This is a genomic window from Variovorax sp. J31P179 (assembly GCF_030316985.1).
Lineage (GTDB): Bacteria > Pseudomonadota > Gammaproteobacteria > Burkholderiales > Burkholderiaceae_C > Variovorax > Variovorax ginsengisoli_B.
Genome location: NZ_JASZYL010000022.1, coordinates 35,269 through 55,639 on the forward strand (window position 1 = coordinate 35,269; position 20,371 = coordinate 55,639).

At 68.7% G+C, this 20,371-nt stretch carries 18 protein-coding genes; 17 read left to right on the forward strand and 1 reads right to left on the reverse strand.

The features are described from left to right. Nucleotides 1-74: 74 nt before the first annotated feature. The 5 genes from QTI17_RS32555 to QTI17_RS32575 all read left to right on the forward strand — a co-directional run bounded on the left by QTI17_RS32555 (nt 75) and on the right by QTI17_RS32575 (nt 5,775). Nucleotides 75-1,634, forward strand: coding sequence for an acetate--CoA ligase (locus QTI17_RS32555; protein ID WP_286538100.1), 1,560 nt, complete (start codon nt 75-77; stop codon nt 1,632-1,634). Nucleotides 1,635-1,672: 38 nt separating this feature from the next. Next, nucleotides 1,673-2,812, forward strand: coding sequence for an FAS1-like dehydratase domain-containing protein (locus QTI17_RS32560; RefSeq protein WP_286538101.1), 1,140 nt, complete (start codon nt 1,673-1,675; stop codon nt 2,810-2,812). Nucleotides 2,813-2,890: 78 nt separating this feature from the next. Next, nucleotides 2,891-4,051, forward strand: a complete 1,161-nt coding sequence (locus QTI17_RS32565; protein ID WP_286538102.1) for a CaiB/BaiF CoA transferase family protein — start codon at nt 2,891-2,893, stop codon at nt 4,049-4,051. Nucleotides 4,052-4,093: 42 nt separating this feature from the next. Further along, on the forward strand, nt 4,094-5,056 hold the full coding sequence (locus QTI17_RS32570) for a Bug family tripartite tricarboxylate transporter substrate binding protein (protein ID WP_286538103.1): 963 nt from the start codon (nt 4,094-4,096) through the stop codon (nt 5,054-5,056). A gap of 47 nt (nt 5,057-5,103) precedes the next feature. Further along, complete coding sequence (locus QTI17_RS32575; protein WP_286538104.1) at nt 5,104-5,775, forward strand: TetR/AcrR family transcriptional regulator; 672 nt, start codon at nt 5,104-5,106, stop codon at nt 5,773-5,775. Nucleotides 5,776-5,786: 11 nt separating this feature from the next. Here the strand turns inward: QTI17_RS32575 and QTI17_RS32580 are convergent, their stop codons facing one another. Then, nucleotides 5,787-6,368 carry a nuclear transport factor 2 family protein gene (locus QTI17_RS32580; RefSeq protein WP_286538106.1) on the reverse strand — a complete coding sequence of 194 codons (582 nt, stop codon included), beginning with the start codon at nt 6,366-6,368 and terminating at the stop codon, nt 5,787-5,789. Between the two features lie 84 nt (nt 6,369-6,452). Between QTI17_RS32580 and QTI17_RS32585 the strand changes: the two genes are divergently transcribed. From QTI17_RS32585 to QTI17_RS32640, 12 genes are all read left to right on the forward strand, one after another. After that, nucleotides 6,453-7,211: an SDR family NAD(P)-dependent oxidoreductase gene (locus tag QTI17_RS32585; protein ID WP_286538107.1), complete on the forward strand. Its 759-nt coding sequence runs from the start codon at nt 6,453-6,455 to the stop codon at nt 7,209-7,211. A 15-nt stretch (nt 7,212-7,226) separates the two neighbouring features. Beyond that, nucleotides 7,227-9,347, forward strand: coding sequence for an acetate--CoA ligase family protein (locus QTI17_RS32590; protein ID WP_286538108.1), 2,121 nt, complete (start codon nt 7,227-7,229; stop codon nt 9,345-9,347). Beyond that, nucleotides 9,347-10,120, forward strand: a complete 774-nt coding sequence (locus QTI17_RS32595) for an enoyl-CoA hydratase/isomerase family protein (RefSeq protein WP_286527207.1) — start codon at nt 9,347-9,349, stop codon at nt 10,118-10,120. Before QTI17_RS32590 ends, QTI17_RS32595 begins: the two co-directional genes overlap by 1 nt. A 43-nt stretch (nt 10,121-10,163) precedes the next feature. Beyond that, nucleotides 10,164-10,850: a TetR/AcrR family transcriptional regulator gene (locus QTI17_RS32600; RefSeq protein ID WP_286538111.1), complete on the forward strand. Its 687-nt coding sequence runs from the start codon at nt 10,164-10,166 to the stop codon at nt 10,848-10,850. A gap of 69 nt (nt 10,851-10,919) precedes the next feature. Further along, the gene (locus QTI17_RS32605; protein WP_286538112.1) at nt 10,920-11,888 is read left to right on the forward strand and encodes a tripartite tricarboxylate transporter substrate binding protein; all 969 of its coding nucleotides are present in this window, start codon (nt 10,920-10,922) and stop codon (nt 11,886-11,888) included. A 4-nt stretch (nt 11,889-11,892) separates the two neighbouring features. Beyond that, a complete protein-coding gene (locus tag QTI17_RS32610; protein ID WP_286538113.1) occupies nt 11,893-12,657 on the forward strand; it encodes an SDR family NAD(P)-dependent oxidoreductase in 765 nt (254 codons plus the stop codon). Nucleotides 12,658-12,681: 24 nt separating this feature from the next. Continuing rightward, on the forward strand, nt 12,682-14,343 hold the full coding sequence (locus QTI17_RS32615; RefSeq protein ID WP_286538114.1) for a 3-(methylthio)propionyl-CoA ligase: 1,662 nt from the start codon (nt 12,682-12,684) through the stop codon (nt 14,341-14,343). A 38-nt stretch (nt 14,344-14,381) separates the two neighbouring features. After that, nucleotides 14,382-16,703 carry an acyl-CoA dehydrogenase family protein gene (locus QTI17_RS32620; RefSeq protein ID WP_286538116.1) on the forward strand — a complete coding sequence of 774 codons (2,322 nt, stop codon included), beginning with the start codon at nt 14,382-14,384 and terminating at the stop codon, nt 16,701-16,703. 42 nt (nt 16,704-16,745) lie between these two features. Next, complete coding sequence (locus tag QTI17_RS32625) at nt 16,746-17,978, forward strand: ABC transporter substrate-binding protein (protein WP_286538117.1); 1,233 nt, start codon at nt 16,746-16,748, stop codon at nt 17,976-17,978. Between the two features lie 22 nt (nt 17,979-18,000). Next, a complete protein-coding gene (locus tag QTI17_RS32630; RefSeq protein ID WP_286538118.1) occupies nt 18,001-18,882 on the forward strand; it encodes an SMP-30/gluconolactonase/LRE family protein in 882 nt (293 codons plus the stop codon). Continuing rightward, a complete protein-coding gene (locus tag QTI17_RS32635; protein ID WP_286538119.1) occupies nt 18,879-19,649 on the forward strand; it encodes an ABC transporter ATP-binding protein in 771 nt (256 codons plus the stop codon). Before QTI17_RS32630 ends, QTI17_RS32635 begins: the two co-directional genes overlap by 4 nt. After that, nucleotides 19,642-20,355, forward strand: a complete 714-nt coding sequence (locus QTI17_RS32640; protein WP_286538121.1) for an ABC transporter ATP-binding protein — start codon at nt 19,642-19,644, stop codon at nt 20,353-20,355. The genes QTI17_RS32635 and QTI17_RS32640 overlap by 8 nt, the downstream gene beginning before the upstream one ends. Nucleotides 20,356-20,371 lie beyond the last annotated feature (16 nt).

Below are 20,371 nucleotides of genomic sequence, written 5' to 3' on the forward strand. Positions count from 1 at the left end.
AATTTATAGACGCTATTGACAATTAAAACGCAGACGCGCAAAGTCTCCCCATCAAGAGCAAACGAGAGACAGCGATGACGAAATTGACGCAATTCACTTCCTATGCGGATGCGCAATCGCGCTGCAGCAGCGCCGGCCTGTGGGCGCTTTTCGATGGCGACGCCGAGCGCATGAACATCGCGCACGAGTGCATCGATCGCCATGTCGATGGCGACAACGCGGCCGTGGTCCTCGTTCGGGCCGACGGCGAGGACCAGACCCTGAGCTTCCGGCGGATCTCCGAAGCTTCGTCCCGCTTTGCCCACTTCCTGGTCGAGCAGGGAATCCGGCCGGGCGATCGCGTGGCGGTGATGCTCGAGCCGTCGCTGGCGTTCTATGCCGCCATCTTCGGCGCGATGAAGGCGGGCGCCATCGCGGTCCCGCTGTTCACGCTGTTCGGCCCGGACGGCATTCGGCTGCGGGTCCAGGACTGCCAGCCGAAGCTGCTCGTGACGAACCACGAGAAGACGGAAGTCGTGGCCGGGTTCGAGGGCCTGCGCGTAACGATCGCCGACGATGCCTTCATCGCATCGCTCGATCGCTTCCCCTCGCGCTTCGAAACCAGCACCCGGGCCGACGACCTCGCCATCTTCCAGTACACCTCCGGCACCACCAGGGAACTGCCGGATGCCGTCAAGCACACGCACCGGGCGATCGTCACGCTGATGCTCGCGGCGCTCTACGGAACCGGCGTGCGCCCGGGTGACCGCTTCATGTGTCCGTCGTCGCCGGCCTGGGGGCACGGCCTCTGGCACGGAACGCTGGCCCCGCTGGCCATGGGGGTGACGATCGGCGCCTATGCAGGCAGATTCAGCGGCGAGCGGCTGCTGCAGGCCCTGGAGGCGCATCGCTTCAACAACCTGTCGGCGGCGGCGACCCACTACCGGATGATGCGCAACTCGGGCGCCGCGTCGAAGCATCGCTACGTGCTCGACAAGCTGTCGTTCACCGGAGAGCCGATCGACAGCGAGACCGCCGCGTTCATCGAGGCCACCTTTGGCCACAAGGCCTGCAGCATGTACGGCACGACCGAGATCGGCGTCTGCCTGGTGTCCTATCCCGGCGCGCCGGACTTCCCCGTCAAGTCGGGATCGCTCGGCAAGCCGATTCCAGGCCTTCGGGTCGAAGTGCACGACATCGATGGCAAGCCCTGCGCACCCGGTGTCGTCGGCGAGCTGAAGCTGTGGCGCCGCGGCGAATGGGTCGCCACCAAGGACCTCGGCCGCGTCGACGCCGACGGCTACTTCTGGCATGGAGGCCGGGCCGACGACGTGATCATCTCGGCCGGCTGGACGATCGGTGCGGTGGAGGTCGAGGACGCGATCCTCAACCACCCCGACGTCAAGGAAGCCGCCGCCATCGGCGTGCCCGACGCGCTGCGCGGACTGGTCGTGAAGGCCTTCGTCGTCTCGGACCGTCCCGCCGGCGAGGCGTTCATCGAAGAGATCCAGGACGCGGTCCGCACGCGCCTGAGCCAGCACGAGTACCCGCGGCAGGTGGCGTTCGTCGCCGAACTGCCAAAGACCCCCGCCGGAAAGATCCACCGGAAGAAGCTGCGCGAGCAAGAGGCCGCCGCCGCTTCGATCCATTCGTAGTCCACCCCCTCAGACCCTTTCAATCAACAGGAGACGGCATGTCCACCACCACCGAAAGAAGCTTCCCGAAGATCACCGACGACGGCATGGACGAGTTGCGCGAGCGCATCGGCCAGAAGATCGGCGCCACCGCCGAGCCGTGGTGCTATGAGGCGACGCGCGACAACATCCGGCACTACGCGCACGGCATCGGCGACGACAACCCCCTGTGGTGCGACCCCGACTACGCGGCGAAGACGAAGTACGGCGGCCTCATTGCCCTGCCGAGCTTCCTGTTCTCCACCAGCCGGATCGTGTCCGGCTATGTCGGCGGTCTGCCCGGTGTCCACGCCATGTGGTCGGGCGCCGACTGGGAATGGCACAAGCCGGTCCAACGCAACGACACCATCCGGACCGAGGCCTACCTGAAGGACCTGGTCGAGCACCAGACGCGCTTCGCCGGCCGCGCCGTCCAGCAGACCTATCACGTCGACTTCTTCAACCAGGAAGGCGACAAGGTGGCCGAGGCCGACAGCTGGTGCTTCCGCACCGAGCGCGACCATGCCCGCGAGCAAGGCAGCAAGTACAAGGAGGTGCGGGCCCGGGCGCCGCGCCGCTACACGACCGAGGAGATCCAGGAGGCGTACAAGCTCTACGCCAAGGAAGAAGTGCGCGGCGCCACGCCCCGCTACTGGGAAGACGTGAAGGAAGGCGAGGCGCTGCCGGTGATGTTCAAGGGCCCGATGACCGTGACCGGATTCATCGCCTATGCGCAGGGTTGGGGCGGCCTGTACATCCGCGCCAACAAGCTTGCGTGGAAGCTCATCGACGCCCACCCCGGCGTCGGCATCACCAACCGCTTCGGCATCCCGGACGTGCCGGAACGGGTGCACTGGGAAGAGGACTTCGCGCTGGAGGTCGGTGCGCCCGGCGCCTACGACTACGGTCCGGAGCGCACGTCGTGGCTCACGCATCACCTGACCAACTGGATGGGCGACGACGGCTTCCTGCGCAAGGCGCACTGCAAGATCCGCCGCCACAACCCCGAAGGCGACATGCTGTTCATCAAGGGATTCGTGAAGCGCAAGTTCATCGAGAACGGGCGCCACCTGGTGGAGATCTCCCAGGAGGCTCACAACCAGGACGACGAGCTGTCGGTGATCGGCTCGGGCGTCGTCGAACTGCCGACGCGCGGTTGAGTCGCCTCGCCCCCTTGCCGGGGGCGAAGGCCAGGTGGCAAACCGGCATCGCCTCGGGCGATGCCTCTCGGATCAGCTATGCCAAATACTCCAGAGCGAAGTGCCAATGGGCGCGGGGCGCTAGCCGGGCTGCGGGTGATCGACCTGTCCAGGGTGCTGGCCGGGCCCTTGTGCACCCAGATGCTTGCCGACCATGGCGCCGACGTGATCAAGGTCGAGCCGCCGTCGGGCGACGAGACGCGGACGCTCGGCCCGCCGTTCAATGACGACGGCGATGCGGCCTACTTCACGGCGGTCAATCGAGGCAAGCGCGGCATCGCGCTGAACCTTGCAGTCCCGCAGGGTCGGGAGACGCTGATGCATCTTCTCGAAGGGGCCGACGTGCTGGTCGAGAACTTCATTCCCGGCACGATGCAACGTTGGGGGCTGGATTTCGAGGACGAGCTTAGGCCGCGTTTTCCCGGCTTGATCTACTGCTCGATTTCCGGCTTCGGAGCGGACGGGCCGCTGGGCGGCCTGCCAGGCTACGACGCCGTGCTGCAAGCCATGTGCGGCCTCATGAGCATCAATGGCGAGCCCTCGTCGGGCCCGACCCGGATGGGCATTCCGATCGTCGACCACCTGACGGGCTACACCGCGCTGACCGGCATCCTGCTCGCGCTGCATCACCGCGACCGCACCGGCCTCGGGCAACGCGTCGAAGCGACGCTGTTCGATTCCGCATTGAGCTTGCTGGTGCCCCATGCGGCCAACTGGATGCACTCGGACCAGGTGCCCGGCCTGCTGGGAAGCGCGCATCCGAACATCGCGCCCTACGACAAGTTTCATTGCCAGGACGGATTGGTTTTTCTCGGCATCGTCAATGACCGCCAGTTCGCCAAGTTCTGCGCCGTGATGGAACTTCCGGCGCTCGCGAGCGACCCGCGTTTCGCGGTCAATGCCGCACGCCTCGAACATCGCGACGCGTTGCGGCAGCAGATCGAGGCGGCCCTCTCGGGGTGGAAGCGGGAAACCCTCTGCAGCGCCCTGATGCACGTCGGCGTCCCGGTCGGGCCGGTACACACGGTGCCCGAAGCGTTCGCGCAGGCCCATGCGTCGCACCGGGCCATGAGTGTGAGCAGCGACGGCTACCGGGGCATCGGTGTCCCGGTGCGCCTGTCGCGGACACCGGGCCGGCCGGGTCGACCTCCGCCGCGCCTGGACCAGCATGCCCAGGAGCTTCTCGGCGAAGCGCCCTGAGCAACGGCAATCGCACCTATAACAAGCAACGGAGACAAAGTCATGAATCGGATCTTCAGCCTCTTGATCGCGCTGGTCGCGCTCTGGACCTCTTCCATCGTCTCGGCGCAAAGCTATCCCAACAAGCCGATACGCGTCATCGTGCCCTACCAGGCAGGGCAGGGGACGGATGTCGCGACCCGGTACCTGGCCGAGCATCTGGGCCGCGCGCTGGGGCAGGCGCTGGTGATCGAAAACCGCGCGGGCGCCGGAGGCAACATCGGGGCTGCCGAAGTGGCGCGCGCTGCGCCCGACGGCTATACGCTGCTCATGGGAACCAACGGAACCCATGTGCTCAACCAGTTCCTCTATCCCTCGATGCCCTTCGACCCGGCGAAGGACTTCGAGCCGGTGGCACTGGTCAGCACCTTTCCGATGGTGATCCTGGCCAACCCGAATGCGCCCTACAAGACCATGGCCGACCTGCTGGCGGACGCCAAGGCGCGGCCCGATGTCGTCAACGTCGGCCTGCCGAGCACGACGTCGCGACTGGTGCTGGAGCTCATCCAGAAGCAAAGCGGCATGGTGATGCGTGCCGTCCCCTACAAAGGTTCAGGCACCTCGATGACCGATCTCATGGGCGGGCAGGTGCTGGTCGCCATCGACACGGCGAGCGCGGCACGACCCTTCGTCGCGAGCGGCAAGCTGAAGGCGCTGGCTGTGACTTCGCTCAAGGACTCGGCACTTCTGCCGGGTACGCCACCGGCGGCCAGCGAGGGCCTGGAGGGTTTCCAGGTGATCGCATGGAACGGGCTCTATGCGCCCCACGGGACACCCGCCGCCATCATCCAGAAGCTGAATGCGGAGATCGCCAAGATCCTGGCCTTGCCCGAAGCGCGGCAGCGCCTGCTCGAACTGGGCCACGAAGCCGCCGGGGGAACGCCCGACAGCCTGGCGCGTTTCGCCCGCACCGAACGGGACAAGTGGGGGCCGCTCGTCAAGAGTGCCGGCATGAAGCTGGAGTAGCCGGCAGGGGCCATGAAGTATATTCACGCCCATCAACGAGGGCATGGATGGCAACCGACAGAGCAGCACGGACAAAGGCGGGCGCAAGCGCCACGGTCGAGGACCGCCCGACCCAGCTGATCGAGATCGCATCCCGCCTCTTCGCCACCCATGGCTACGCTGGCACCTCGCTGCGCGACATCGCCGAGCAAGCGCACATCACCAAGGCCGCGCTCTACTATCACTTCCCGAACAAGGAAGCGCTCTACGAGCAGATCGTCGTCGACAACCTCCAGGCGCTCATCGATCGCGTGAGCGACGCGGTCGAGCGGGCCGATGGCGCGACCGAGCAGGTGCGCGCCTTCATGCTGACCGCGGCGGATGTCTTCGCGGAAGCGCCCGACGCCTGGATCGCCGGGTCCAATGTCTTCTGGTCGAGCATGGGTCCGCAAATACGCGAAGCCGCGGTCGGCCGCCGCGACCGGTTCGAGAAGCTGCTGCGTGGCTGCATCGCCAGGGGCGTGGCCTCGGGCGAGTTTCGCGATCTCGACGCGGCGACGGCGGGGCGCTTGCTGCTGTCGACGCTCAATCAGATGACGCGATGGATCAAGCCCGACGGGCGGCTGAAGCCGCGCCAGGTGATCGAGCAGTATCTCGACATCATCCTGGTCGGGATGAATGCGCCGGGCGCGGCCAAGGGCGCGAAGGCCGCGGGCCGTCGCGCTGCGCCGAAGTCCTGAGGCGCGCTTCTTCAGAGATTTCTCGCTGACCCGGGGTCGTCCTGGCTGCCTGGCTGCTGTATTGCAGCCAGCAGCGCATGGACCGGATCGTCGCCACGCACGCCACCGATCGGCTGCCGCGGACCGAAGCGCTCCGCCTCGCTGCCCTCGGGCGTGCCCAGCGGCCGTACCCAGTCGTACACCACCGTGCGCTGCGCGATGCGCCATTCCTCGTCGCGCTTCTCGAAGCGGTCGAGGTAGCGGCCGGCCAGGAAGACCTCGCGCGCGATGCCTTGCGCGTCGCGGTCGCGCTGCAGGGCCGTGAAGTAGGTCTCCACCGCGGCCTGCATGCCGCGCAGGGTGATCGACAGGTTGGCGACGATGTGCACCGAGCGCTCGCCCTGGGTGCGCAACTTCTCCAAAGCCCAGTCGACGAATCCCGTGGCGCTGCCCTGGTAGGGCCCGTGGCGGTCGGTCGCGTCCGGCCAGTAGGCACTGCGCAAGGCAGCCTCGTCCTGGCGGTCGATGCCGCGGCAATAGCGAAACATGCACTCGCGGATGGCCTCGCGGTCCATCAGCTCGACCACGGTGGCGTTCATTTCGTTACGGTCCATAGGGTATCTCCTAGTCAAAAAACGCTTCATCAACTTACTAACCGGCCGGTAGAATTTTCTGCAAATAGAGCACGGAAGACAAGCATGGCTTTACGCATGGAAGGCAAGGTGGCCCTGGTGACAGGCGGCGCACAAGGCATCGGACGAGCGATCTGCGAGCGATTCGCCGCCGAAGGCGCGATCGTCGCGGTGCTGGACATCAAGGCCGAGAACGCCGAGCGCTCGGCGCAGGCGATCCGCGAGCAAGGCGGGCAGGCCGTGGCCTGTGCCGGCAACGTGGCCGAGCGGGCCACCTTCGAGTCGGCGGTCGCCATGCTCGAGCGCGACCATGGTCGGCTCGACGTGCTGGTCAACAACGCCATCTGGGTGCGCTACGGCCCGATCGACGCGATCACGCCCGAGACCCTCGATCGCATGGTCGCGACCGGCTTCAAGTCGGTGGTCTGGGGCACGCAGGTCGCCGCCGGCCTGATGGCCAGGGGCCGCGGCGGCTCCATCATCAACATCGCCTCGGCGGCCGGATTCCTCGGCATGCCCAACGGATTTATCTACTGCGGCGTCAAGGCCGGCGTGCTGGGCCTGACGCGGGCCTCTGCGGTCGAACTCGGGCCGAAGAAGATTCGCGTCAACGCCATCGCGCCCGGCACCATCATGACCGAGGGCGTGAGCATCAACGTCGACGAGGCCGGCATGGCGAAGCGCATCGCGCGGACGCCCGTAGGCCGCCTGGGCCAGGTCGAGGACATCGCGAACGCCGCGGTGTTCCTGGCCGGCGACGACAGCGGCTTCATGACCGGCGAGTCGATGCTGATCGACGGCGGCGTGACGCACGCGTTTCTCTGAACTGGCGCCGCACCCATGCATTCGCTCCATCCGCTTTTCTTGCCGTCGTCGGTGGCCATCATCGGCGCGTCGTCCGACCCCGAGCGCATCGGCGGGCGGCCGCTTCGCTTCCTGGTCGAGGCGGGCTTCGCCGGCACGCTGTACCCGGTCAACCGCAGCGGCGCCGCCGAGATCCAGGGCCTGCCCGCCTTCGCCAGCCTGGCCGACGTGCCCGGCGCGGTGGACCATGCCATCGTCGCGGTGCCCGTGCCGGGTGTCGAGGCCGCATTGCAGGACTGCGCCCGCAAGGGCGTGAAGGTGGTCCAGGTCTTCACCGCGGGCTTCGCGGAGGCCGACGCGGCGGGCGCCGAACTGCAGGCCCGGCTGGTGCGCATCTGCAAGGAAGCGGGCATGCGCATGGTCGGCCCGAATGCGCTCGGGCTGCTCAATCCGTCGGCGAAGTTCTACGCCACCTTCTCCACCGCCCTGAACGGCCTGCGGCCCAAGCCGGGCGTGATCGGCATGGCCACGCAGAGCGGCGCCTTCGGCTCGGCCGCGTACGGCATGGCGACCTTGCGCGGCATCGGGCTCAGCCGCGTGATCGCGACCGGCAACGAGGCCGACGTCGACGTGGCGGAATGCATCGACTACCTGGCCGACGACGCCGACACGCGCGTCATCTGCGCCGCGCTGGAGGCCTGCAAGGACGGCGCCCGGCTGCGCGCGGCGCTGCGCAAGGCTGCCGCCGCCGGCAAGCCGGTGGTCATCATGAAGATCGGCCGGACCGAGGTCGGTGCCGCCGCCGCCGCGACGCACACCGGCTCGCTGGCGGGCAACGACGCGATCTACGACGCCGTGTTCGCCGAGTGCGGCGCGCACCGCGCGGCATCGATCGAGGAGATGCTCGACATCGCGCACCTGTGCGCCGTCACCGGCCAGCTGCCGGCCAACGAGCGCATCGGCATCATGACCGGCTCGGGCGGCATCGGCATCCTGATGGCGGACGACGCGTCCGAGCTCGGCATGGCGCTGCCGCCGCTCACCACCGGCTCGGCCGACGCCCTGCGCGAACTGCTGCCCTTCGCGGTGCCGGCCAATCCCTACGACACCACCGCGCAGGTCACCGCGGTGCCCGACGGCGTGGCCCGCGTGCTCGATGCGATGCTGCTGCCCGGCTCGCCTTTCGGCACCCTGTTCGCCTACCTGGCACACGTCGGCCTGTCGCCGTCGCGATTCGCATCGACCGAGCAGCGGATGATCGAGATCCGGGCGGCGCATCCGGACCGGCCGCTGGTGCTGGTGATGCTGTCCGAGCAGGGCGTGACCGAGCGGCTGGAGGCCGCGGGCGTCGCCGTCTTCGCCGATCCGTCCCGCGCGGTGCGCGCGGTCGCCGGTGCAGCGCGGATGGCCAGACTGCGGCGCGAGATGCGCAGCGACAGCCCCGCCGCCAGCGGCTCCGAGCCCCTGCCGCAGGCCGCGACCGAGGCCGAGGCCAAGGCGCTGCTCGGCGCGGCCGGCATCCCCGTGCTGCCCGAACAGACCTGCACCAGCGCCGCGTCCGCCGCGCGTGCCGCGGACGGCATGGGCTACCCGGTGGTCGCCAAGATCGTCTCCGCCGACATCCCGCACAAGACCGAGGTGGGCGGCGTGCTCGTCGGCCTGGCGGATGCCGGCGCGGTGGCTGCCGCCTACGACACGCTGATGGCCCGTGCGGCCGAGCGCGCGCCGCAGGCCCGCATCGATGGCGTCTTGATCGCGCCGATGGTGCGCGGCGGCGTGGAGACCATCATCGGCGTCCACATGGATCCGGTGTTCGGGCCGATGGTCATGTTCGGCCTCGGCGGCACGGCCGTCGAGCTGTTCAAGGACGTGGCCTTCGCCTCCGCGCCGCTCTCGTCCGCGCAGGCGATGTCGCTGGTCGACGCGGTGCGTTCGTCGGCCCTGCTGAAGGGCTGGCGCGGCGGCCCGGCCTACGACACGCGAGCCCTCGCCGATGCGCTCAGCCGGCTGTCGGAATTCGCGCTGCGCCATGCCGACCACCTGGCCGGCATCGACATCAACCCCTTCGTCGTCAAGCCCCAGGGGGGCGTGTGCCTGGATGCCCTGATCTCCATGCGCCAAGCCCCCGTCAACCCCAACCCGAGAGAACACGCATGATGGACCTCAAGACACTCACCCTGACGATCGAGGACGGCATCGCCGTCGTCACGCTGAACCGCCCGCCGGTCAATGCACAGAACGCCGAGATGCGGGCGGAGATCACGGAGGTGTTCGACACGCTCAGCGACATGGACGAGGTCGCCGCCATCGTGCTGACCGGCAGCGGCAAGCTGTTCTCGGCCGGCGCCGACATCCGCGAGCGGCCCAACCTGGCGGCCACGCCGGGTGCCTACGGCCGCCACAACCGGCTGGTGCGCGAGTCCTACTACGCGGTGGTCGAATGTTCCAAGCCGGTGATCGCCGCCATCAACGGCGCCGCGCTCGGCGCCGGCTTCGGCCTGGTGATGGGATCGGACATCTGGGTCGCCTCGGAGGACGCCTATGTATCGATGCCCGAGATCAACGTCGGCCTGGCCGGCGGCGTCACCTTCCTGCAGAAATTCTTCAGCCAGTCGCGCGCGCGCCGCATGTTCTATACGGGCATGCAGGTTTCGGCGCAGGAGCTGTACCGGCTCGGCCTGGTGGAAGCCTGCCTGCCGGCGGCCGAGTTGATGCCCTATGCGATGGGCATCGCGCGCGAGATCGCATCCAAGAGCCCGATCGCGGTGCGGCTGGCCAAGGAAGCCGCCCGCATGACCCTGACGATGCCGCCGCGCGACGCCTACCGCTACGAGCAGGGCAACACGGTGGCGCTGTCGAAGACCGAAGACACCAAGGAAGCACAGCGCGCCTTCTTCGAGAAGCGCAAGCCGGTCTTCACCGGACGCTGAGCCAGGCGCGTCGTCCGCATTCCACCATTTCGTTCGCTTCGCCATGTCCCAACGCCGAACCGCTTCATCGCCACCCGCCCGCGCGGCGGCGGCCGATGCACCGGACACGCGCGAGAACCAGCTGCTGGCCATCGCGCGCAGCCTGTTCGCGCGCGACGGCTACGAGCGCACCTCGATGCGGGACATCGCGGAAGTCGCAGACATCACCAAGGCCGCGCTCTACTACTACTTCCCCAACAAGGAAGCGCTGTACGAGCGGGTGGTGCTGGAGTCGATGCAGTCCCTGGTGGACGACGTCTCCGCCGCCGTGGCCGCAGCGGACTCTCCGACGGCGTGCATCCGCGCCTTCATGCAGTCCTCGGCGGACGTGTTCGACCTTGCGCGCGATCGGTGGATCGCCGGTTCCCGGGCCTTCCGCGAAGGCGGCAGGGGAGGGCAGCACCTGGCCGCGATCGCGCTGCGCGACCGCTACGAGAACCTGTTGCGGCAGTGCATTTCCGAGGGCATCGCCAGCGGCGAGGTGCGCGCCATCGATCCCGCCATCGCGGGCCGCTTTCTTCTGTCCGGCCTGAACCAGATGACCAACTGGCACCGGCCCGATGGCCGCCTGGGCGTCACCGAGGTGATGCGCCAGTTCCTGGACATGGCGCTGCACGGCTTGCTCGCCGAAGCGCGTCCGGCGGACACGGCAGCCGCCGGGCCGCGCGCGGCCCGCTCAGCCAAGGCCTGAACCATGAGAACCATGCTTTCCACTTTTTTCGTTCTTCTCACTGACCGGCCGGCAAGTCATTTTTGGAGAATGGCTGCGGCGACGGCACTGTGGGCAGTCGCCGCGCTGGCCACGCTGCCGGCGGCTGCGCAGACCCCGCCGTTTCCCGGCGGACCCGTCACGCTGATCGTCCCCTATGCGGCGGGCGGCCTCACGGACAACCTGGCCCGCGCCCTGGGCCAGCGCCTCGCCGAGCGCTGGGGCCAGCCGGTGATCGTGGACAACCGCGCGGGCGGCGGCACGGTGATCGGCACGGCGGCCGCGGCCCGTGCGCCGGCGGACGGCAAGACCCTGCTGGTGACCAGCTTCGGCTTCACCACCAACCCGTTCATGATGTCCCACCTGCCCTACAAGCAGAGCGCGCTGGAGCCGCTGGCGATGATCGCCGTCGCGCCCGCCATCCTGTTCGTGCATCCCTCGGTGCCGGCCGACGACGTGCCGTCGCTGGTGAAGTACATCCGGACCTCGGGCAAGCCCTTCAGCTTCGCCTCGTCGGGCAACGGCTCGAGCCCGCACATCGGTGCCGAGCTGTTCGCCTCGCAGATCGGCGTCAGCATCGTCCACGTGCCGTACAAGGGCAACGGCCCAGGGCTGAACGACCTGATCGGCGGCCAGGTTCAGGGCATGTTCGATTCGAAGGCGGCGCTGGCCTTCGTCAAGGCCGGCAAGCTCAAGGCGCTCGGCATCAGTTCGCTGAAGCCGTCGACCCTGGCACCCGATCTCAAGCCGATCGCGCAATCGGGCGTGCCCGAGCTGGCCAACTTCGCGACCGCGAGCTGGTTCGGCGTGCTGGTGCCCGAGGGCACGCCGAAGCCGATCCAGAGCCGGCTCCATGCCGACATCCGGGCGGTGCTGGACACGCCGGACATGCGCGAGGCCATCGACCGCGCGGGTGTCGAGCCGCTGCCCATGACCCAGGCCGAATTCGCCGCCTACCTGAAGTCGGAAGCGGAACGCTGGGGCCCGGTGATCCGGGACAAGAACATCAAGGCGGATTGAGACCATGCAAGCACACGCACCCCTGGCGCCCGCCGACCTGAAGGTCGAGGGCCGCCTCGCCGGCCGGCGCATCCTCGTCACCGGCGCGGCCTCCGGCATCGGCCACTCGGTGGCCGAGCTCTTCCTGCGCGCCGGGGCGCGCGTCGCGGCGCTGGACCGGCAGCGGCCGGAGGGCCTGCCGGGCGAGGCGCTCTGCCTCGAAGCCGACGTGACCGACCCGGATGCCGTGGAACGCGCGGTGGCCCACGCCGCCGAAGCCTTCGGCGGCCTCGACGGTCTGGTCAACGCCGCGGGCATCGCCAACACCGACTGGGCCGACCAGGTGAGCCTGGCGGACTGGAAGCGCGTGCTGGAGGTGAACCTCACCGGCAGCTTCATCGTCTGCCGCGCCTGCCTGCCGCAGCTGCGCGAGGCAGGCGCCGGCACCATCGTCAACTTCGCGTCGGGCCAGGGCCTGGCGCCCTTCAAGCAGCGCAGCGCCTACGCGGCCTCGAAGGCCGGCGTGATCTCGCTCACCCGATCGCTGGCGATGGAATGGGCGCCGCAAGTGCGCGTCAACACCGTCTGCCCCGGCGCGGTCGACACGCCCATGGTGCGCGGCGGCTACAGCCCCGAGGAATTGCGCGAGCAGGTCGGCCCGCGCTACGCGCTGGGCCGAATCGGCGAGCCGCACGAGATCGCGCTGGCCGCGCTCTACCTGAGCAGCGCCGAATCCTCCTTCGTCACCGGCATCGTGCTGGCGGTCGACGGCGGGCGCAGCTACCACTGAACCGGATCGGACCAAGGAGACTTCATGAACGGCCTGATGCAACAGCATCCCCTGCTGCTGTCCGGACTCATCGACCATGCCGCGGCCTTCCACGGCGACCGCGAGATCGTCAGCCACATGCCGGACGGCAGCACCCACCGCAGCAACTGGCGCGAGGTGCAGCAGCGCGCGAAGCGCCTGGCCAATGCCCTGGCGCATCTGGGCGTGGGCGCGGGCGACCGGGTCGCCACGCTGGCCTGGAACACGCACCGCCACCTGGAGCTGTACTTCGGCGTTTCGGGCATGCAGGCCATCCTGCACACGGTCAACCCGCGGCTTTTTCCGGAGCAGATCGCCTACATCGTCGACCATGCCGAGGACGGCTATGTCTTCTTCGACATCAGCTTCGCAGCGACCCTGGCCGAGCTGGCGCCCCAGCTCGACCGTGTGAAGGGCTTCGTCGCGCTCTGCGAGCGTTCGCAGATGCCGGACGTGAAGCTGCCCAACCTGCTGTGCTACGAGCAACTGCTGGCCGACGCGTCGCCGGATCTCGAATGGCCGGTGTTCGACGAGAACACCGCCTCGTCGCTGTGCTACACCTCGGGCACCACCGGCAATCCGAAAGGCGTGCTGTACAGCCACCGCTCGACGGTGCTGCATTCCTTCACCGCCTGCGCGGCCGACGGCCTGGCCATTTCGGCGCGCGACAGCGTGCTGCTGATGGTGCCGCTGTTCCATGTCAACGCCTGGGGCGTGCCCTATGCGGGCGCCATGTGCGGCGCCAAGCTGGTGCTGCCCGGCCCGCATCTGTCGGGCGAGAACATCTATCGCCTGCTGCGCGAGGAACGCTGCAATTTCTCGCTGGGCGTGCCCACCGTGTGGCTGGGCCTGTTCGACTACATCGAGCGCAACCGCGCCGCGCTCGACCTGTCGGAGATCGCGCTCGAACGGCTGATCGTCGGCGGCTCGGCGGCGCCGCGCGCCATGATCCAGAAGTTCGAGGAGCTCTTCGGCGCCTACGTGATCCATGCCTGGGGCATGTCCGAGACCAGCCCGCTCGCGACCATCGGCACCCTGCTCGACAAGCACCGCGAAGTGGCGCTCGCGCAGCGCTACGACGTGCAGGCCAAGCAGGGCCGCGCCATCTACGGCGTGCAGATCGAAATCTTCGGCGAGGACGGCCAGCCGCTGCCGCACGACGGCAAGGCCTTCGGCGACCTGAAGGCGCGCGGGCCCTGGGTCGCTTCGGGCTACTACCGCGGCGACGGCGACGCCACCGATGCCGCGGGCTGGTTCCCGACCGGCGACGTCGCCACGCTCGACCCCGACGGCTTCGTGCAGATCACCGACCGCTCGAAGGACGTCATCAAGTCCGGCGGCGAATGGATCTCGTCCATCGACCTCGAGAACGCGGCCGTGGCGCATCCCCACGTGCAGGAGGCCGCCGTGATCGGCGTGGCCCACTCGCGCTGGCAGGAGCGCCCGCTGCTCCTGGTCGTGCCCAAGACCGGCATGCAGCCGACGCGCGAGGACATCCTGGCCTTCATGTCCGGCAAGGTCGCCAAGTGGTGGATGCCCGACGACGTGGTCTTCGTGGACGCGCTGCCGCATACCGCCACGGGCAAGCTGCAGAAGCTCAAGTTGCGCGAACAGTTCCGATCTCACCAGCTTCCGACGGACGTGGCCGCGAGCGGCCCGGCCGCATGACGCGCGCGACGTTCGCGCAGCACCAAGGCTCCCAACCCATGACCCATCTCGACGAAACCCAGACGATGCTGCGCGACAGCGTGCAGGCATTCCATGAAAGACACCCGGCCCCGGCGCGCGTGCGGCGCCTGCGCGACCAGGCCATTCCCTTCGACCGCAGCGTCTGGCGCGAGATGGCGGAGGCGGGCTGGAGCGGCGTGCTGGTCCCCGAATCGCTCGGCGGGCATGGTCTGGGCGCGGCGGAGGCGATGCTGATCGCCAGCGAACTGGGACGCGGCCTGGCGCCGGAACCCTATGTCGCCTGTGGCTTGATGGTGGTGCAGGCGCTGGTGCCGCTCGCCACCGGCTCGGCGCCCGCCCGTGCGCTGCTCGAGCAGGTGCTGGACGGTCGGACGCTGGCGGCGCTGGCCTGGCAGGAAGCCGCCGGCGCGCTGGACATCGACGATGTCCGGATGCGCGCCGTCCGCAGCGGCGAGGGCTGGCGGCTGGAAGGCGCGGCCAAGTGCTTCGTGCCGCTGGCCGACGCGGCCGACGGCTTCCTCGTCTACGCGCTGGAGGACGGCATCCCGGCGCTGTTCTGGATCACGCAGCCCGCCGCGATCCGCACGACCCGCACCGTCGACGGACTCGACTTCGGCGAAGTGGAGGTCGAGGGCCTCGCGCTTGCGGCCGACGCCCGGCTCGCCAGCGGCCCGGCGGTGCGCGACGCGGTCGCGCAGGCGATCGAGCTGGCCCGGCTGGCCAGCGCCTTCGAACTCGTCGGCGTCGCCGAACGGGCGCTGGAAGCCACGGTGGCCTATACCTCGCAGCGGGTCCAGTTCGGCAAGCCCATCGCGTCCTTCCAGGCGCTGCAGCACCGCATGGTCGACATGTGGATGCTCTGCCAGCTGGCGCGCGCCTCGGCCGAGAACGCCTTGCTGGACTGGGCGCGCCCGGCCGACGAGTCCACGCGTATCCAGTCGGTCCGCGCGGCGCGCGCACGCGCCGGCGCCACGGCGCTGGGGGTCTCGAAGACCGCGATCCAGCTGCACGGCGGCATGGGCATCGCCGATGAAACCGACATCGGCCTGTGCCTGAAGCGGGCGCTGGCGCTGTCGGCCTGGCTCGGCAATCCGCTGTGGCAGCGCGCCCGCTTCCTGGACCAGCTGATGAAGAGCGGCCGCGTGCGCCAGTCCGACAACTCGCCCCTGGTGGTGCCGGAGGGCGTCGACGTGGCCGAGCTGCCCGACGACGAGTTCCGGCGCGTGCTGGCGACCTGGATCGCCGCCAACTACCCGCCCGAGAAGCGCTTCATGAAGAAGCGCGCCTACTACGCCGACATCTCTGACTGGTACCAGGCGCTGTCGAAGAAGGGCTGGCTCGCGCCTGCCTGGCCCAAGACGGCCGGCGGCATGGGCCTGTCGGCGACCAAGCAGGTGATCTACGCCGAGGAGATCGCACGCCACGGCTGCGCGCGCATTCCGGATCACGGGCTCGCGATCGGCAAGCTGCTGCTGATGCACGGCACGCCGGCCCAGATCGACTACCACCTGCCGCGCGTGCTGAGCGGCGAGATCATGTGGTGCCAGGGCTACTCCGAACCGAACGCGGGCTCCGACCTGGCCAGCCTGCGCACGCGCGCCGAGCGCGACGGCGACTTCCTGGTGGTCAACGGCCAGAAGACCTGGACCACGCTGGGTCCGGGGGCGGACTGGATGTTCGCGCTGGTGCGCACCAGCAAGGTCGACGGCGCCAAGCAGCGCGGCATCACCTTCCTGCTGATCGATCTGAAGTCACCCGGCGTGAAGGTGCGGCCGATCGTCAATCTCAAGGGCGAGGGCGAATTCAGCGAGGTCTTCTTCGACAACGTCCGGGTGCCGGTGTCGAACGTGGTGGGCCGCATCGACGATGGCTGGAGCGTGGCCAACTCGTTCCTGCGCGAGGAGCGCATCTTCTTCGGCACGCCGCGCCAGTGCGAATATGCACTGGCCCAGCTCGACCGGCTGGCCGAGGCCACGAATGCGCTCGCCGCGGGCGATTTCCGCGACCGCTATGCGCAGCTGGTGCTCGACGTGCGCGACCTGAAGGCCGCGTTCGAGCTCTTCATGGGGCGCCTGCGCGGCGGCGAAGAGCTCGGGCCGGAAGTGTCCTACCTCAAGGTCTGGGGCACCGAGACCTACCAGCGCATCACGGACGAACTGGTGCAGCTCGCGGGCGATCACGGCGGCCAGGTCGACGACGTGGTCATCGGCGACATCGCGGCCGACGTGATGAACCAGTACCTGGATTCGCGCATGCCCGCCATCTTCGGTGGCTCGAACGAGATCCAGCGCAACATCCTCGCCAAGCAGATCCTGGCGCTGCCTTCGGGCCGCGCCTGATACCCGGCCAAGCCTTCACCAACGACAGCAGGAGACACAGAAATGAACACCTTTCGCCACTCCATCGCGGCCTTGCGCGCCGTCCTCGCCACGGCCGGCTTGGCCGCGATCGCCGGCCTGGCCCAGGCCCAGATCTCGGACGACGTGGTCCGCATCGGCCTCATGGGCGACCTGAGCGGCCCGTATTCCGGCAACGGCGGGCCTGGCTCGGTGCTTGCCGCCAAGATGGCCATCGAGGACTTCGGCGGCAAGGTCAACGGCAAGCCGGTCGAGCTGCTGACCATGGACGACCAGAACAAGCCCGACGTCGGGCTGAACGCCGCGCGCAAGTGGCTGGAGGCCGACAAGGTGGACGCGATCGTCGGCGGCTCGGCCTCGTCGATCGCGCTGGGCGTGCAGACGCTGATGAAGGAAAAGCAGAAGCCCTACCTGATCGCCGGCACCGTCACCTCCGACCTCACCGGCAAGGCCTGCTCCCCGATGGCCTTCCAGTTCCTGGTCGACACCTATTCGCTGCCCAAGGCCGGCGTGCAGACGCTGATCGACAAGGGCATCAAGACCTTCTTCTTCGTGACCGTGGACTACGCCTTCGGCGCGGCGCTGCAGACCGAGGCCACGCGCTTCATCGAACAGGCCGGCGGCAAGGTGGTGGGCTCGGTCAAGCATCCGCTGGGCACCACCGACTTCTCTTCGTACCTGCTGCAGGCGCAGTCGAGCGGCGCCAAGGCGATCGTGATCCTGAACGCGGGGCTCGACCTGTCGAATTCCCTCAAGCAGGCGGCCGAGTTCCGCATCACCAAGGGCGGCCAGAGCGTGAGCGTGTTCGGCATGACGATCAACAGCGTCGCCGCGATGGGCCTGGAGACCGCGCAGGGACTGAACATCACCGTGCCGTTCTACTGGGACCGGGACGACGCCTCGCGGGCCTGGAGCAAGCGCTTCATGGAGCGCAACAACGGGGTGGTGCCGACCTACATCATGGCCGGCGTCTACAGCGCCGTGACCCACTACCTGAAGGGCGTGCAGGCGGCCGGCAGCGATGCCGGCCCGGCGGTGGTCGAGAAGATGAAGGCCACGCCGGTGAACGACTTCATGTCCAAGGACGTGAAGATCCGCGAGGACGGCCAGGTGATGCGCCCGGTCTATCCGGTCGAGGTGAAGAGCCCCGCGCAGTCCAAGGGCAAGAACGACTTCTACACGGTGGGCGCCGCGATCCCGGCCGAGAAGGTGTTCCGTCCGCTGTCCGAAGGCGGCTGCGATTTCGTCAAGAAGTGAGCACGAGCGGGCAGGGGGCCACATGAGCGTACGACAAGAGATCATCGGCGACACGCGCGACCAGCTGGGCGAATGCCCGCTGTGGGATGCGCGCGACCAGTCGCTGTACTGGGTCGATTCCAAGGCCAGGCTGGTGCGGCGCATGTCGCAAGGCCGGTACAGCGAGTGGCGCACGCCGAGCGACGTCGGCTCGATCGCGCTCACGTGCAGCGGCCGGCTGGTGCTGGCGCTCGAGGACGGCTTCCACCTGATGGACCTGTCGACGGGCGCCGTGCGCCGGCTGGCGGAGGTACGGCACAAGGGCCCGGCCATGCGCATGAACGACGGCCGCACCGACCGGCAGGGCCGCTTCGTCGCCGGCTCGATGGTGATGGGCCGGCACGACACCGATGGTGGCTACTACCGGCTGGAGACCGACGGCAGCGTGACGCCGCTCTTCGACGGCATCGCGCTGGCCAATGCCACCTGCTTCAGTCCCGACGGCCGCCGGCTCTATCACGCCGACAGCCTGAGCGGCAATGTCAGCGTGGTCGACTACGACCCGGACACCGGGGCGGTCGGACCGCGCCGCACGCTCTTCAGCACCCAGGCGCACGGGTCGGCGCCCGACGGCGCCACGGTGGATGCCGAGGGCTGCCTGTGGATTGCGCTGGTCCAGTGCGGCAAGCTCGGCCGCTTCCAGCCCGACGGCCAGCTGCTGACGCTGCTCGACGTGCCGACGCCGTTCCCGACCTGCCCCTGCTTCGGCGGGCCGGACCTGGATGTGCTGTATCTCACCAGCATCCGCAACACCGGCAACCTGCTGCGCAGCGACCATCCGGATGCGGGCGCGCTGTTCGCCTTCCACGGCCTGGGCGTGCGCGGCCTGCCGGAGGTGCTGTTCGACGACCGGAGTCTGGCGTGACGAACCCGGCACACGCCACCGACTGCATCCTTCGCACCGAAGGGCTCAGCAAGGAGTTTCTCGGCTTCCATGCCGTGAAGAACGTGTCGCTGAACATCCGGCGCCACACGATCCATGCCCTGATCGGCCCCAACGGCGCCGGCAAGACCACCTGCTTCAACCTGCTGACCACCTTCATCCCGGCCAGTGCCGGACGCATCTACTACAACGGGCGCGACATCACGAAGAGCGACCCGGCCAGCGTGGCGATCGGCGGCATGGTGCGTTCGTTCCAGATCTCGGCGGTTTTCGGCCAGATGAGCGTGCTGGACAACGTGCGCGTGGCGCTGCAGCGCAAGGCCGGCGGCACATTCGCCTTCTGGCGCAGCGCGCGGGTGCTGGAGCGCCACACCGGGCGCGCGCGCGAACTGCTGGCCGCGGTCAACCTCGAGCCCTACGCCGACCTTTGCGCCGCCGACCTGTCGTATGGCCGCAAGCGCGCGCTCGAGCTGGCGACCACCTTGGCGCTGGAGCCCGAGCTGATTCTGCTCGACGAGCCGATCGCCGGACTGGGCCACGAGGACATCGGGCCGGTGACGCGCCTGATCGCGCAGGTGGCCCGGGACCGCACGGTGCTGATGGTGGAACACAACATGAAGGTCGTGGCCGAGCTGTGCGATCGCATCACCGTGCTGCAGGCCGGCGAGGTGCTGGCCGAGGGCAGCTACGACGAAGTCTCGAACGATGCGCGCGTGCGCGAAGCCTACGTGGGAGGCGCCCATGCCTGAACAGAACGTGCCCTGCCTGGAGGTACGCGGCCTCACCGGCTTCTACGGCGAGACGCAGGCGCTGCACGGCATCGACTTCGTGGTGCAGCCGGGGGAGGCCGTGTGCCTGCTCGGGCGCAACGGCGCCGGCAAGACCACCACGCTGCGCGCGGTGGTGGGCCTGCTCGCGAAGCGTCGGGGCCACATCGCGATCGACGGCCGCCCCACCCAGGGCATGGCGCCCGAGGACATCGCCCGCCTGGGCGTTGCCTACTGTCCCGAGGAGCGCGGCATCTTCGCCAGCCTGGACGTGGAAGAGAACCTGCTGCTGCCGCCAGTGCTGATGCCCGGCGGCATGACGCTCGAAGAGATCTACACGCTGTTTCCCAACCTCAAGCTGCGCCGCAAGAGCCCCGGCACGCGGCTCTCGGGCGGCGAACAGCAGATGCTGGCGATCGCCCGCATCCTGCGCACCGGCGCCAAGCTGCTGCTGCTGGACGAACCCACTGAAGGCCTGGCGCCGGTGATCATCGAGAAGATCGGCGAGGCCATCGGCATCCTGCGCCAGCGCGGCTTCACGATCCTGATGGTGGAGCAGAACTTCCGCTTCGCCTCGGGTGTCGGCGACCGCTTCTACGTGATCGAGGAGGGCAGGGTCGCCGAGCACTTCGACCGCCAGACCCTGGCCACCGACCACGCCCGCATCGAGGCGCTGCTGGGCGTCTGACGCGAGACAAGAAAAC